At 47.4% G+C, this 15,569-nt stretch carries 13 protein-coding genes and 1 pseudogene; 4 read left to right on the forward strand and 10 right to left on the reverse strand.

The window, feature by feature from the left end:
- Window positions 1-66: 66 nt before the first annotated feature.
- From K6Y21_RS21385 to K6Y21_RS04370, 6 genes and pseudogenes are all read right to left on the reverse strand, one after another.
- Entirely contained in the window at window positions 67-1,296 is a 1,230-nt protein-coding gene (locus K6Y21_RS21385; RefSeq protein WP_349629460.1) for a Crp/Fnr family transcriptional regulator, read from the reverse strand.
- A pseudogene (locus K6Y21_RS04350) lies at window positions 1,288-2,550 on the reverse strand (cation:proton antiporter); the annotation flags it as partial. The pseudogene K6Y21_RS04350 and the gene K6Y21_RS21385, both read right to left, overlap by 9 nt.
- Before the next feature lie 240 nt (window positions 2,551-2,790).
- The gene (gene secF, locus K6Y21_RS04355; protein ID WP_233070646.1) at window positions 2,791-3,687 is read right to left on the reverse strand and encodes a protein translocase subunit SecF; all 897 of its coding nucleotides are present in this window, start codon (window positions 3,685-3,687) and stop codon (window positions 2,791-2,793) included.
- Window positions 3,688-3,725: 38 nt separating this feature from the next.
- Window positions 3,726-5,564, reverse strand: coding sequence for a protein translocase subunit SecD (gene secD, locus K6Y21_RS04360; RefSeq protein ID WP_233070539.1), 1,839 nt, complete (start codon window positions 5,562-5,564; stop codon window positions 3,726-3,728).
- Between the two features lie 192 nt (window positions 5,565-5,756).
- Entirely contained in the window at window positions 5,757-6,224 is a 468-nt protein-coding gene (locus tag K6Y21_RS04365; protein ID WP_233070540.1) for a hypothetical protein, read from the reverse strand.
- 102 nt (window positions 6,225-6,326) lie between these two features.
- On the reverse strand, window positions 6,327-6,944 hold the full coding sequence (locus K6Y21_RS04370; protein ID WP_233070542.1) for a TetR/AcrR family transcriptional regulator: 618 nt from the start codon (window positions 6,942-6,944) through the stop codon (window positions 6,327-6,329).
- Between the two features lie 114 nt (window positions 6,945-7,058).
- On the opposite strand from K6Y21_RS04370, the gene K6Y21_RS04375 reads away from it, so the two are divergent.
- Entirely contained in the window at window positions 7,059-8,186 is a 1,128-nt protein-coding gene (locus tag K6Y21_RS04375; protein ID WP_233070546.1) for an MBL fold metallo-hydrolase, read from the forward strand.
- A gap of 100 nt (window positions 8,187-8,286) precedes the next feature.
- The gene (locus K6Y21_RS04380) at window positions 8,287-9,279 is read left to right on the forward strand and encodes an NAD-dependent epimerase/dehydratase family protein (protein WP_233070547.1); all 993 of its coding nucleotides are present in this window, start codon (window positions 8,287-8,289) and stop codon (window positions 9,277-9,279) included.
- A gap of 74 nt (window positions 9,280-9,353) precedes the next feature.
- On the opposite strand, the gene K6Y21_RS04385 is transcribed toward K6Y21_RS04380, so the two are convergent.
- The 4 genes from K6Y21_RS04385 to K6Y21_RS04400 all read right to left on the reverse strand — a co-directional run bounded on the left by K6Y21_RS04385 (window position 9,354) and on the right by K6Y21_RS04400 (window position 13,720).
- Complete coding sequence (locus K6Y21_RS04385; RefSeq protein WP_233070548.1) at window positions 9,354-10,640, reverse strand: hypothetical protein; 1,287 nt, start codon at window positions 10,638-10,640, stop codon at window positions 9,354-9,356.
- Between the two features lie 239 nt (window positions 10,641-10,879).
- Window positions 10,880-11,407 carry a hypothetical protein gene (locus K6Y21_RS04390; RefSeq protein ID WP_233070550.1) on the reverse strand — a complete coding sequence of 176 codons (528 nt, stop codon included), beginning with the start codon at window positions 11,405-11,407 and terminating at the stop codon, window positions 10,880-10,882.
- Window positions 11,408-11,468: 61 nt separating this feature from the next.
- On the reverse strand, window positions 11,469-11,732 hold the full coding sequence (locus tag K6Y21_RS04395) for a hypothetical protein (RefSeq protein ID WP_233070551.1): 264 nt from the start codon (window positions 11,730-11,732) through the stop codon (window positions 11,469-11,471).
- A 56-nt stretch (window positions 11,733-11,788) separates the two neighbouring features.
- Complete coding sequence (locus tag K6Y21_RS04400) at window positions 11,789-13,720, reverse strand: immunity 49 family protein (RefSeq protein WP_233070553.1); 1,932 nt, start codon at window positions 13,718-13,720, stop codon at window positions 11,789-11,791.
- Window positions 13,721-14,245: 525 nt separating this feature from the next.
- On the opposite strand from K6Y21_RS04400, the gene K6Y21_RS04405 reads away from it, so the two are divergent.
- On the forward strand, window positions 14,246-14,914 hold the full coding sequence (locus K6Y21_RS04405; protein WP_233070554.1) for a hypothetical protein: 669 nt from the start codon (window positions 14,246-14,248) through the stop codon (window positions 14,912-14,914).
- A gap of 81 nt (window positions 14,915-14,995) precedes the next feature.
- On the forward strand, window positions 14,996-15,556 hold the full coding sequence (locus K6Y21_RS04410; protein ID WP_233070556.1) for a hypothetical protein: 561 nt from the start codon (window positions 14,996-14,998) through the stop codon (window positions 15,554-15,556).
- Window positions 15,557-15,569 lie beyond the last annotated feature (13 nt).

Genomic DNA, 15,569 nt, shown 5'->3' on the forward strand with positions numbered 1-15,569 from the left:
AGCACAGCGCTACCGCATCAATACTGCTTTGATAAACATCATGGCAAGGCCGCCGCTCAATAAAACTCAACCGGCAGCAAATAATTTACCTATGGCATCCGCTAGGGCTGGATCCTGACTCATCAACACCTTTAGCTTATCTCCCGGCAACCACATAACGTCCGTTGGTGTATCTGCGACGCAGCGGGACATGCTTTTATGCGTCAACAGCGACAATTGTGCAAATGACTCCCCCGGCCCCTTGGTCGTGCTGAGCTTATGTGTCCCCTGAGCTGAAACTAAAGTAGCCGACTCACTAACACTGCCACGACTCACAATTCCCACCCGACACCAAGGTTTCCCTTCATCACAAATGGTCTCACCAGCGTTATACACCGCATGCTCGACTAAAACGCCTAGCTTCTCCCTCGTTTGAGCAGAGAGCGCTTTTGCCCAAGGAATGTCTTTGACCAGCTTATGCTCTTGTGTTTTATTGAAAATAGACAACTTTTGCAGCGCCATCATTCTGGCTTCCACATCGTCTAGCATTCGCGCCGCCTCTGGCTTATCCAGCACAGCTTGCTTAAGTAGCTCACCGATAACCGCACGTTCACGATTAAGCAGTAACCGTGCCGCGGTTTGAGATTGCAGCGCCTGAATAATTTCGGGAAAGCTTTCTCGCAGCGACTCTATTCGTTCAAAGGTCGTGGCCTTATTTTGTTTAACTTGAGCATGAACTCGCTCTGCCGCCTCTCCATTTGGAGCCAAACTGTCGATATGACTTTCCAACGCCTCTTGAGCTTGGATAAAGCCTCGAGCCACATCATAACCTAAAGCAAGGCGGGAAAAATATAACCTCAGTAATAGTCGATTACATAAAGGAATATGCCTAAACCCTTCGGCCCATGCAGGTAAACTCCAACTATTAAACAAACGATTTCTAGGCCCGATGCTAGGATCGCCATCCAAGGCTTGCTCAACGGCTTCAACTAGCTTAGCGGTCGCGGATTTTCCTAAGGTACCTTGTTCAAACTGGGTCCAGTAGTGTTTACGCTCCGTTTCCAATAAACGACGCTGAAAAGCGGTATCCAAATCTTCCTCAGTAACCCTCACATCGATATCTAGCTCATCCACCGCCTTAAGGTTGGCCTTTTGTTTCACTTCTTCCCAATCAGCTCCGCGTAAAAAATCACTGTTCATCATCGCAGGTAACATGTCGTTCAAGGCTAGACTAACCTTACCCTGAGCCTTGTCTACTGTGGCTTGTTTCGCTGCTGGTAACGAATTTAGCCGTAACCACTTAAGCAATAACCCCATGGTGCCGCCGTTTATTAAAATAGTCATTACGACTATTCCAGCGCATAAGAACAGCACCAAATCGCCAGTCTCCTTAGGGATCACATCACTGGCCGCCACCGTCAGCGCCAATGCTAAAGACACGGCCCCGCGAAGGCCTCCCCAACAAAGAACCGCCGCCTTCTCAAAATTAATACCGATACCAATGCGTTTAAGGACTGGCATAAACAAGGTAATAGAAAAGGCGCGGATCAAGATGATCCCAACATACAAGACCATCAAGGCCTGCCATGCCTGCACATCATCTAACGGCACCCGGATCGCGACCAATATCCCCACCAACAGAAAGATTAAGGTGTTAGCCATGTGAGCCATCATTTCCCAAAAATGATGCAAAAAACCGGCGACCTAGGGGCTAATTCGGGTTCGACCATAGCTAGCAAACATCAGTGCCAACGTCACTACCGCCACCACACCCGAAACATGGAAAGACTCTGAAATTAGAAAAACCGAATACGCGGCAGCAATGGTCAAACTGATTTCTATCATGGGATCATTAAATACCCGACCTATCCACAAAATACAAAGGCCACCCAAAACGAGTCCAATCACCAAACCAAGTAAAACCACTTTAAAGAATGCTAAGACCACACTAAACAGGCTCGCTGATACCACCTCACCGCCGCTGTAACTGACCAGTACCCAGCCATAAAACAGCGAGAAAAAAACGATGGCAGTACCATCATTAACCAAAGATTCACCTTCGATTAAGGTTTCCAACCTTTTGCGGGAACTGACTTCCTTCAACAAGGCAACCACGGCCACGGGATCCGTTGCGCTAATCAAGGCGCCAAACATCAAACACATGGCCCAGCTCCACCCCCATTCAGCGGGAAACATTTGATCTACTAAGGTGGCGGTGAGCAAGGTCGCCACCATTAATCCCGGCACGGCAAGAATAGCTATCTGGGTGAACATACGCCGAAACAAGTGCACTTCCATGGCAAAAGCACTTTCAAAAATCAAGGTAGGTAAAAACAAAAATAAAAAGAGATGCGGGTCTATTTTAGCGACTAGGTCTAAGGTCTCAGACACGACAGGGGCTTGCTCTTGTAGCCACCGCCCACGATTTAGCAGTCCAAAAATTAGCCCAAGGATCAACAAGGCAACCGTATAAGGAATTTGAGTCCCCTTAAGGGAAAATCGAACCAGAGCGCCAATAGCTAAGGCTAGTACAACAAAAACCAGCACCAATATTCCGGGGTCGAGGTGCATACCAACCTCCGAACCTTATCCGCTTTGCGAAATTGTATTTAATAGAAATGGCCTAACAGCACTTAGAGCGACAAGACCCTCTCTATAGACTAGTTCCAAGATCGCAATATTGCCGCTAAAGCAATAGCAACAAAATATAATGTATTTTGAAGGGGCTAAGCCCAGCCTCATCTAACCTAGGATGAGCTTAGCCTGTCGACGCTTTCACTCAATAATGTTCAGCGAAAGACCATCATCAACCTAAGGCGAATCAGGCAAAGCCACCTCTTGATAATGCTCTGCCCTTAGCCCTAACACCTCAGGCAAGCTGGTGCCCACCGAAATCGATGACCAAGTGCCCGCAAGGATGCCGATAAACATGGCGATGGCAAACCCAGCCAACGGCGCACCGCCCAATAGCCACAGCGCAGACACCGTCATTAAGGTGGTGCCAGAAGTGATCATAGTGCGGGTAAAGGTGGCCTTGATGGCTTGATTATTAACATCGGCTAGCGCGCTATCGGGCTGCAGGCGAAGTAACTCGCGGATCCTATCGGCAATGATGATGGAGTCATTGAGTGAATAACCCAAAATCGCCAGCACCGCCGCCAGCACGGTGAGATTAAACTCCATTTGGCTAAGAGCAAAAAAGCCCAGCACAAATACCACATCATGCACCAAGGCCACCAGCGAGCCCAGCGCTAAGCGCCATTCAAAGCGAATGCTTAAATACACCATGATACACATCATGCTCACCAGCAACGCCAGCCCGCCTTGCTCGGCCAGCTCTTGCCCAACTTGTGGCCCCACAATGCTCGTATTTAGCACTTGCACCTCACCCGATAACGGCGCCAGCAGGGTCTCGATGGAGGCGGCTGAGGCATTCATGTCTTCTGGCACAGCATAACGAATCACCCAACGTCCCGGCTCATCGCTGGCGACCACACTCACCTTTTGCCCCAATCCGGCTTCAAGTAACGGGCTAATTTCACTGCTGCTAATTGGCTGGCTCAGTTGAATTTCACTGACCACCCCGCCAGTGAAATCTAAGCCCCAGTTAAACCCTTTGGTGGCAATAAAAAACAGTGAAATACACACCAATAAAATCGAAATAACACTGCTGCCATAACGCCATTGGCTGGCATTGTGCTTATTCAATAAACGAGTAAATAAACGATCCAATACTTGAGTCATGATTAAATCCTTACGCTGCGACGAGCGTCATTGCCCCAAAACCAATTGATCATGGCGCGCGATGCAAAAATGCCGGTAAACATACTAGTGAGCAGGCCTAAGCCTAAGGTTAAGGCGAATCCTTGAATCGGCCCATTGCCTATACTGTAAAGCACGATGGCGGTGATCATGGTGGTGAAGTTGGCATCAAATATGGTGCTGGTCGCACTGCTAAAGCCACTATCAATGGCGCGAGCCATGCTATTACCTTGCTTTAATTTGTCGCGAATGCGTTCAAAGATTAGCACATTGGTATCCACCGCCATGCCCACGGTTAACACCAAACCGGCAATACCGGGCAGGGTTAACACGGCGCCGGGGATCAACGCGAGCAAGCCAAACAACATCACCATGTTGGCCAACAAAGCCACATTGGCAATCCAGCCTAAACGGCGATACCACAAGGCCATAAATACCAAGGTCATGCCCAAACCTAACGTCAATGCTGCAAAACCATTGCTGATATTCTCAGCCCCTAAGGTTGGGCCGATAGTGCGCTCTTCCACTATGGTGACGGGGGCGGTTAACGAGCCGGCGCGCAATAACAACGCCAGACTTTGCGCATCTTGCATTGAGCCCGTGCCCGTGATGCGAAACTTGGCCCCCAACCCAGACTGTATGGTCGCCACGCTGATAATTTTATGGCTTTGAGTCACCTCACCTTTTGCGTTACGTGAGTATTCGCTGTAAGCGGTGGCCATGGGCTTGCCGATATTCTGGCGCGAAAATTCCGCCATCATGCGCCCGCCTTGTTGGTCTAAGGTAATGTTCACCTCGGGCATGCCCATTTCACCTAAACTGGCGCGGGCGTCGACAATATGCTCGCCTGTTAACACCGGCGCTTGGGCGACCCGTACCGGACGGCCTTGCTCATCAAGCAAGGTTTTCCCCGCTAGCGCTTGATCGGCCAATACCTGATAAAAGGCCAAACTCGCCGTTGCGCCAATCACATTTTTGGCCTGCGCAGGATCTTGTACCCCAGGCAGTTCAATACGAATACGGTGCTCACCTTGGCGCTGCACCGAGGCCTCGGTAATGCCAAGCTCCTCAATCCGACTGCGCATAATTTGTAGGTTCTGTTGCACGGTTAAATTACGCAGCGCAAGATGCTCAGCCGCCTGACGCTCGACCTTTAGTCTTTCTCCAGTCAAAGATACCTGCCAGTTAGGGTATTGGCGCTTAAGGTGTTGAGTTAGCTCACTGCGCTGGCCTGAATCAGCCAAATAAATGCTAAAGCCATCGGCCGACATCGCCGAAAACTGAGCGCCGCGGATCTTGTGCTCGCGCAGCCAAGTATTGATTTCTTTTCGCACTTGGTCGGTTTGCCCTTGATAAACCGGGGCCATATCCACATCCAGCAAAAACTGGACTCCACCACGCAAATCTAGCCCTAAGGCGATGGGCTTAAAGCCCAAAGCGCTTAACCACTGCGGCGCATTGGCGACCGAGGCTAGGGTAATCGGTAAGTCTTGATCGGGTAAAGCGGCCGACTCGGTCAACACTTGTCTTGCTAGCGGCAGTTGGCTCGCATCTTCTAATACCACCCAAGTATTTTCGTTATCTTGCTTGATTTGCTTTACGTGCACACCTTGCTCAACAAGCTGGCGCTGCATGGCAAGGGGATCTAACACAAGGTAAGGATGCGTTTGCTCCACCTTATTATGGTTGATTTGCATCGCGGGAGACTCGCCGAACCAAGAAGGCAGCGCGCTCAATAACATGATGAATAAGGTGACAATCAGCACCGTATACTGCCAGTACGAATACTGGTTTAGGGTGCGTTTAGTGGCTCTTTGTTTCATTTCAAATACCTAATACTCTGCGCCAGCACAGTCACAAGACCAAGCTTTACGGCAAGTGCTGGCGATGGTGCAGCTGATAAATCAGTGCAAATTCAGGCTGTTTAAGGCGAAATGCCGTGGCAGCCAAATTGAACATTGGCCGTAGACGCAAAAGGTCAACCTAAGGTTAACGCAAGCGCGCTTAGCCAATCATTAGGCAAAGAAAGGGGCGTATTGCTGAGGTATGTATTGCAGATTGCTGTCCTTCCAAGCCGCCAAACGCGACTTAGAAAATGTGGCATAGAGTGACCAGTTAAGCTGCGCCGTAAAGGGCTCGACATAACCTAACGCCAGCAAGGGGTAAGGCAAAATCGCAAACTCGTAAACCAGCGCATAACTTGGCCAAGATTCGTCTTCATTGATCGCCCCATGGGCAACGCGCAAACTCACGCCATTAACGTGAACGTCATGATTGAAGTCTTTATTGGTATGCCACTGAGATGAAGCCGGGTCGCTCTGCTCAGTGGGATGAGCAGTGCACAGCTCTGTCGGCATACTGGCAGTGGTGATGGATACGGTCAAAGGCGGCAAGGCATTATGTTCAGATACCGTCACTGCCGCCATGGCTTGGCTTGTGCCGAGCAAACAGAAAAACAGTAAAAATATGCGAATAATAACCACTTATGCCTCAACGATAAGAGCGACAGAACAGTGAGATAATGGGGCCAAGGCAGATCTAATTCAATACCTAAAGACCCCTATTTCTATTTTGAATTTATCCTATCAGCTTGTTACTCGATAACGGGCTAAAAATAATTTAGTGGTTTCAGTGACTAAATGCTGCTTTTGCGCTTCGCTCAGCGGTGGCCTTAAACGAATCAATTGTGGCCATAAGGCACTGCCTTTGATCAAGCTATGCAATTGTTCTTTGGCAAATGCCGCATCAATATCCGCAAGTTTTCCAGCTTTGGTTGCTGCAACCAGCCAGCGATAAACCGCCGTTTCTTGCCCTTCCAACTTTTTCAACTCTTGCTCAAATAAAGCGGGATTATCGAACAGATGATCAAATGCCACTCGGGCGAGATCTTGATAATGGGGTGAGGCGTAAAACTCAACCTCGGCACTAAGCAATTGGGCCAATTGCTGATCCAGCGGCTTTTCGGCTTGGTATTCCAACTGGTTGGCCGAAATAGCCCGCTGCCATAACTCGGTCACCAGATGCAGCACCAAGGCCTCTTTATTGGCAAAATGATTATAGATAGTGCGTTTTGATACATTCGCTAACTTAGCCAGCTTATCCATACTGGTCGCTTGCACCCCGTATTCACGAAAGGCTTCAATTGCCGCACTCACTATGGCTTCACGCTTTTGCTCGGTGAGGCTGCTTTTCTTCTGCTCCATACCCATCTCATTTTTTTATCACTTGCTAGGCTTGCAATTCTACACTCAATAGTTTACTTTTCAAAATACAAGGTAAACTACACGGTGTAGTTTACATTTTAAGGAGGACAGATTTTGAAACTATTTCTAACCCTCATTGGAGCAATAGGCATCATGGCCCTGTTAACAAATCTACTCAGCGAGAAGAAAACCTATACCAATAGTGAAACCCTCTATCAGCCTGATTTTGCTAATACCTTAGACGTGATCAGCGCCTTTGTTTTTGCACCCAAAATAGATACCACCCCAGATTCACCGATTCCGGTACACCCCTTAGATCGCAATAAACTCATGGCTAACCAAGCCGATCAAGTTTACCGACTTGGCCATTCCAGCGTGCTGATGCAATTAGAACAAAAATGGATCTTAACGGATCCCGTGCTGAGTGAGCGTGCCTCCCCGATATCTTGGTTTGGCCCTAAGCGTTTTCATCAAAGCCCCATCGCCATCGAAGACATTCCGCAGCTGGATATGATCATCATCAGCCATGATCATTACGATCACCTTGATAAATCCACCGTGTTGAGCCTTGCCGATCAAACAAAATACTTTATCACGCCCCTAAAGGTGGGAGACCGCCTCATCAAATGGGGTATAGCGCCACATAAGGTCGTGCAACTAGATTGGTGGCAATCGATTCATTTAAATGGCATTGAACTGGTCGCCACTCCCGCGCAGCATTTTTCCGGTCGAAGCTTATGGGATCGCGACCAAACCTTATGGGCCAGCTGGGTGATCAAGGGACAAGCTAAACGCATCTTTTTCAGTGGCGACAGCGGTTACTTCTCTGGCTTTAAAACCATAGGTGAACGCTATGGACCTTTTGATCTCACCTTAATGGAAGCCGGTGCTTATCATGAACTCTGGCCCGTTGTGCACATGACGCCGGAGCAAAGTGTGCAAGCTCACCTGGATCTCAAGGGCAAATTAATGATGCCAATTCATAACGCCACCTTTGAGTTATCGCTGCACCCTTGGTTTGAGCCTTTGGAGCGAATTAGCCAGCTGACTCAGCAACTGCACATTCCGCTACTGGCACCGCAATTTGGCGAACAGGTATTACTGGATCAACCCGTGCTTGCTAACCAATGGTGGCTGCCCACTCAACATGGGCTAGACATTAGCCAAGCCGATTCGTCCCAACCAGCAACAATACAAGCCGTCAATCTAAAGGCGACAGGCTCAACCGAGATCAGTTGGTAACCAGTAGGTAACCAATAGGTAACCAATAGGTAACCAATAGGTAACCAATAGGTAACCAACACTAACGCTGAATTTGTTTTAACTATAAATGGAGCACAAGATGACAATCTCTTTAGTAACAGGGGCTAATGGCCACCTTGGTAACAATCTCGTTCGCACGCTAGCCAAACAAGGGCACACAGTGCGAGCCGGCATGCGTAATTTAAACAATGCAGGCACGCTGGACGATGTGGCATGCGACATCGTCCACTGCGATATGCTCGACCCAGATTCACTGGCCAAGGCGCTCGCTGGCGTTGATATCTTGTATCACGTCGCAGCGGTATTTAAACATTGGGCACAAGATGAAGAAGCAGAAATTGTGCAACCTAATATTTTAGGGACGCGATTAGTGCTGCAAGCCGCAAAAGCCGCGGGCGTTAAACGTGTGGTTTACGTCAGCTCTATCGTGGCGCTAGAGCAAAATCATCGCAATCAGCAAGGCGAAATCTTACTCGATAGCTACAACGAATCGGATCAACTCAACCCCTATTGCCGCGCCAAAACCCAAGCCGAACAAGAGGCATGGCGGGTTGCCAAGCAGCTTGAGCTAGACATGGTGACGGTATTGCCATCGACCATTTTAGGCGGCGAATATAAACCACAGACCGAGTCCCTTAATGCATTTTCGGCCATAGTGAATAACCAGATGCCGTTTTTATACTCTCTTTATCTGAGTCCGATAGACGTGGATGATGTGGTACAAGGCATGATAGCGGCCGCCAGCCTAGGCCAAAATGGCGAGCGCTACGTGCTTGCCAATAGTGAGATAATTTCAACCGCTGAAATTTTAAAGATTGCCAGCGAAGTGAACCCTGACTTTAGCGCACCCAAAGTATTAACGGCCGAGGAAATTTACGCTCTCGCCGACCAAGCCGAAGCCAAGGCAAAACAAACCCAAACGCGACCAACCTTATTGCGCAGCAATATAAAACGCACCCTAGATATTGAGTTTCTGTTTGATTTGAGCAAATCAAAACAGCAGCTTAACTTTAACCCTAAACCCGCCCAGCAAGTCGTACGGGAAACCATGCAAGCCCTAGTGCAAGCTTGATCCTTGTCGCCCTCATGCCACAGAGTGAGCTCACCTCACTCTGTTATTTGTTAAGACAAGCAGGCTAATCAATATCACACCCACATCACTATCTTGTTAGGCAGCGAAGTGTTATCTGGCTGCGACAGTTCGATAGCATTATCTGACACCTCGCTGGCAAAATATTCCTGCATTAAGCCATCGCAGCACAGCGCCATAAACCGGTTACGATAATCATTACTGCTGGTGCTCACACTTGCTCCCGGCGCATCATCTAAGCGGCTTAGCTGCGCTAAATCATTTTCCTGATCCAGCTCTATCATCAGTTTATAGTTGGCATAAGCCGTCTCAATCGGCTCGTCTTGCTGATTGTAATGGGCAAGAAACAAAGCGCAGTGCACACTGCAATCATTGGCATCTTGGATCGGTGCCATCAGGTAGTTTCTCGGTTTGGTTTCATCTAAGGCTAATTGATCAAGCAGGCTATCGTAATTAGCTTTAACCTCACTATCACTGGCGTATTGACTATCAAACACAGAAACCGAAATCGTCTCATCTTGCTCCGATTTTTTGAGCATCACCAAGGCATAATGGCCTTGCTTCACCATCACGGGCACCACTAATTCATCGCCATGGGCCAGGGTATCCGTGCGCTCTTTAAGCTCAGCAAGGTCATTTAAGTTCACCAATTCCACCACGCTCTGTTTGTCATTCCCCACAGATGCGCCATTTAACCCATTCAGCAATAAGTGCGAGCTAATGGGTTGGCCGGGCTCTTTAGCTTCACGGGTGCTTAAGCTGATCAAATCGTCGGTAATTTGATCTTCGCTATAGCAAGTGCGCAAAGCCAAATTGAGCTGCTGACATGCGTGATTCGCTTCATCTGGGTTAGCAGACAATTCATTGATCATTTGCTGTGGCATAGGTTGCAAGGGCTGACCGCGATCGCCCGAGGCCAACAGGGTAAGCACAGACGCTCGGGTCAATTTACTGGTGTCCGCTTGCCAATTTTCATCCAAGCTCGTTGTTAGCTCAAGCATGGCCCGCGCGGTTTGCTCTATGGTGATATCAGCGCCATTATTGCGCCCGACCCCACTATAAACCTGATACAAACACTGCTCGGCCGCTTTGCCCACCGCATCATTTTTCAGGGCAAGATTGTGTAACAGCTCAATGCTGTCCTGATCATTGGTTTCGGCGCGATTTTGCAGCGCGGTTAGGTGGTCTTGAATGCTGGGAGTTAAGCTGGTGCTGGAGAACAACTCATCCATCACCGCGCTCACCGCTTTACCAAAAGCCTGCTGCTGAATGTCTTGCTCTGGGCTGTTAATGTCACCACTGGCATAAAGGGCAAACTGGGTATTGCTAAGAATGGATGTCATAGAGTGGCCGTGCTAAGAAGTTTTACCCAGCTTACTAAAAGCGCCGCGACCATGTTGTTAATCACGCACAGAAAATTGTGAAAAATAGGCAAGTTGCGCTAAACCACCAGCCCATACACTCTGCCAATATCAAGGTGAAATGTGGTTAGCAAAGCTTTAACGAATCATATGATGGAAAAAGCTAACCAAGTAGTACCTGACAAATACTTCGGTTTCCTATTAAGCTAGCTCTCCTTAGCTTAAATACATTCCTCTGGCAAAAACAGGCCTTTACAACCATGCTCTTTTAGCATTCGAGCTAAGATGCCATTAACTAATAAATGAACACGATAATTTACTTCCCGTGCAATCATGAAATCGCCATCGTTATATTTAATTTTTTCAAACCTCATTATTGCTTCAGTGCCTGGAACAAAGTCAAACACGGAATCACGTTTATCTAACGCATCGACAAACGACAATACATTCACAACAAAATAATCTTTTGCAATTCCATCCTTGCATTGAACGATTGATTCTAAAAACTGTATATGACTGCAATGACCAGATAGTAAATCTCGAATCGCCTTATTAACTAAAGGCACTCGCTTATTGTTTGCCAGTTCACATAAGCCGTTTAGCTTATTCAACTTACAGTTAAACTTAAAAACTGGCACTAGATCACTGCTTACTTCTTTTGCCTTCTGGAACGCGCCAAACTCTAAGTCACCCATTAGTTCACCAACTAAAGATGCTGAAACATTCGGGTTCCTCCAAATATATACCATTCAACACTCCACTAAATGATTGAAGCAAATCACTACCACCCTATAACCCACCACTCATTTTTCACTCATCATCATCTGGTATCATGTCGATCAAAACTTCATCTAAATCATCGAAAATACCACCTATTGCTTCGGTATAAGTCCTAAGCCTTAACAGATAGCCTGATAATTGCTCTTTGTTTTTAACGCTTGGATACGAATCGATAAATTCTTCCAGATCTTGATTGCTTTCTTGTAATTCATTTAGCAGCTCTTCAATTCGTTTATCATCAGACAAGATGGCCAAACTTTTTTTAAACTTCTCTATTAAAATGTCATTCATCATTTCAACCTTGTTTCACGGTAGCTGCGCTGCAAGGAGATATCCATTAAGCAACCGACTCAAGCCACCAGATCTGAGTGTTCTTCCAAGGCGGCGGGCTCAAAATCCAATAGGTTACGCTTGTCAAAATAATGGGCCAACATCAAGGCAAGCACGCATATCCCTAGCCCCAGTACTTTAGGCACAGGTAACAAGATTAAGGTCGCAAACAAGGCTGCCAACACCGGAAGATAAACCCATCTCGCTTGCAGTGATTGTTTGGTCGACATGGTTCGCGCGCGTAGCGAGGTGGAATACAGCATGCGGATTTGTCGGTTTTTATGAATGGATATCCCAGCGTTAAATGATTTTGAATTAATCATGGCGATGGTGACATGGTATTCGTTGCCATTAGCCACAAAGCGATCACCCACACTGCTTTTTAGTGAAAATCCTTTAGCCTGACGCACGCCGTTTAGCCACACTTCGTGATAGCCCAGTACGTTGTACTTGATCTGTATCTCGTCCTCATCACAGCAAAAGGTGAAGCTGTTAGTCATCACAAAATGGCGTGGGCGATAATTTTGCAACGGGACCTGATTGATAATATCAAGCATATTGCGGCTCTCACTGGCCTTATTCGCAGAGGATGATTCGGCCTGATTAGACTCAGCGTTGCCGCTTTCAACACAGGCCTGCTCGGGTTGAATTGAGTCAACAACGGGCTTAACGTCTATGCTGATCCTCACCGTATCGGGTAAATCCGCCAATAGCTGCTCAAGGATGGCCGAAACCTTGGTTGGCCAGCTTTCAATGTCGGGCAGCATCACAGGATCAAATGGATAAATGCCGATAAAAAACGGCTTATCGTCTCCTCCCATGCGATCCATAAAGACTTCACCGGCAATCACTTTATCGCCTTCTTCCAGATCATATTCCCGCGCCAATATTGGGCATAAAGGGGGCAATAAGGCCTCGCGAATCGCCCACTTTTTCAGGGTATCAAGCGCCTTGGCTTCCTCGGGCGAATTGGCCGCCAACCCGTCGATGCGAATAAAGAAATCGGCCAGGGTATAAGCGCTCGCCAGCGGCGCTTCACCTGTTAACTGCGCAGCAAAACTGGCAAGGGGTGGCAGCTCAGATCTGGGGGCACATTCCCCCTTAAACATCCACAGTGGAATATAGTCACTTTCCACCTCGGGTAAGATGCCAAATCTGTGATAGCAATAAGACGCGATGGCGGTAATCGGCAAGGATATCCACCCCTCGGGATCAAAATGGTCCATTTCGCTGCGGGTGAACCACGCCTTATGGGCGTCTAACGCCTTAATCAGTGCACCTTGATAAGCTGTTTCGCGCTCTGTGCTAAGTACAACCCCTAATAACTCGGCAACGGGTAAATAGAGTTGATAGGCGTAATTAGCGCAATATTCATCGTCAAAATACTCCGGCGCTGAATAGGTAATGGTATCGCCAAGAAGCTGTGCCAGATCGGCTCCCTGCGTAAAGATGCCCTTTAGTAAGCGCATCATGGCACAGTCAAAATCATGTGGCCCCACAACTCCACTTTGCTTAGCAAAAACACCTTCGTCTAAGCGGTGTAAAACCGCAAGCCGCTCGCTGTCGTGCAGTATCATGGCGATGGCATAAGCCCTCAGCCAAGTGCTAAACGAAGTGTTATCATCACTTTGCGCTTCGCCGGTATAGGTTTTATGCTCTAACGTGAGGGTCACCGGTTGGCCAACATGAACAGCCATGCAAATCGGGTTGTAATACATTTGCCCTAGATTAATTAAGGCACGCTGGCGCATGGCCTGCGGCGCGTCCAATAATTGGCTGTAACCAAGTAGCATTTGAATGCCCATAGTACTAGACAACATTGAGCCTTGAGTCGAGTAAGATTGATAAGCTTGATTCCACTTTTCGATCATCTCATTTAACTTTTTTGTCTTATCAACCTGCTGGCCTCTTTTGGCCATCAACTCAAAATAATGATGCGGATATACTGCCATTTGATTACCTTCCCAACTTATACCACAAGGCCTTGTCGCCCTGCCGAGGAATACGTCATCGCCCTAAATCAGCGGCGCTAAAAATGCCCCTATTATACTGAGGTTTGCAGGGTTTGCTTTGAGGAAAAAATGATACCGCTCGAAGAAATGACTTAAATCCCACCTGAAGGCGAAAAGGTTGCCCAAACGGGATAGCCATGAATTTTGTGATACACATCACGTTAACGCTGTTTTTTTATGTTGCGCGATTTATCGTCACAACGGCGCCATGACGAAGGCAAAATTCAAGAAAAATAAATAGGTGTTTCAATGGCTAGCACGACTTATCTAGGTTAATGGATGACATCTTCTAGCGAGTTAACACCGCCCTTAATATTCCCTAAGTAGCGATAGTCGGTGAATGAAACCGATGAGCTGCCTTGCCCTTGATGATATGTTGACTAATATTTACATCGAAACTAGATGATTTAAATGTCACTAGTGGCAAATGGAATGTTTCCATCACTTCAGACTAAGGAATATACGATGAATCAGCCAGCACAAATCAACTCTATCAGCCAACTTGAAACGGTTAACCTTTCTGAGCTGCAAAGCGCAAAACCGGTAGCAAGATCTAAACCGCGGACGGCCGCGAAAGGCGAGGCAACAAATGGTGTTGCCGTTAATGCTTATGGTCAAGGCCAATGTTCAGGCGTCACCTACACCGTGCCTGCACATGGACAAATTGAAGTTGAATTTGAAATTAAAATGCAATGTATTACTCCTGAAGGTATTGAGTCTATGAACAAGCTCATCAGAGGTATGCTAGATGCATCAAAACAGCACGAATATGATGAGCTATCCAAAAAAAGCATCAGTGGCGGTATCAGCTTTTTACCTTTCTTCGGCTCAGCAAAAGCATCCTATGAAGATACAAAACACACCATGGATAAATGGGGTCTGAGTGAAAAAAACCAAGAAGAAATTGTCACCAAGATGCTCGCCCTTGCGAATGAAATGAACACCTTTAAGTACAAAGGGACCGTGTATAACAAAGATTACGATTACGACGTAACAGGCAATATGTTTGCCATCGTCATGGATTGTGAAATCAAAAAAGAAGAGCAATCATCACAGCAACGTTACATTGGTCCAGACGCACATTTAACAACCAATGAAGGTGAAACCTTACCAGCCGTTGGCAAGCTTTACTAAAACCGTCTCTGCTAAATACGTTAGGGGCATACAACCCCTAACGCTTACCCTCTTATCCACAACGTCTTAGGGCTCGATACCATGTTAACCCCAAGTAGCGGCACCATTGAGTTACTCAGTTATGGTAAAGGAAAGTGTTACGGGGTGACTTGTACCGTTCCCGCCCATGGCGAAATCCAAATTGAGTTTGAGCTGGAATTACAGTGTGTCACGACTGAAAACACCCTTTATATGGACAGCTTGGTCTACCAATTACTCGATAATTCAAAGAAAGCAGCATACAAGGCCCTGGCCAGTAAAGAAATTAGTGGCGGGATCAGCTTTTTACCCTTTTTTGGTACCGCTGCCGCCAGTGCTGAGCAAGTCAAACAAACCATGGACCAGTGGGGGCTAAATCAAGGCGCACAAAATCAAATTGTGGAAGCCATGTTACAAATGCACACCACATCCAATTCATTTAAGTTTCAAGGCAGCGTCAATAACACCTTGGGACATGAGCCGTTAAATGGGAGCGTTTGCTTGATATTTATGGAGTGTGAAGTCACCAATGGTACTAACACCCTGCAACAGCGCTACGTAGGGCCCAATTTACATTTAACTATCAATCAGCAAGCCATCCCTATCATTGGCAAGCTGTACTAATGCAACGAGGTTA

Origin of the sequence: Motilimonas eburnea, assembly GCF_021295345.1 — a bacterium.
Taxonomy (GTDB): Bacteria; Pseudomonadota; Gammaproteobacteria; order Enterobacterales; family CBDFNC01; genus Motilimonas; species Motilimonas eburnea.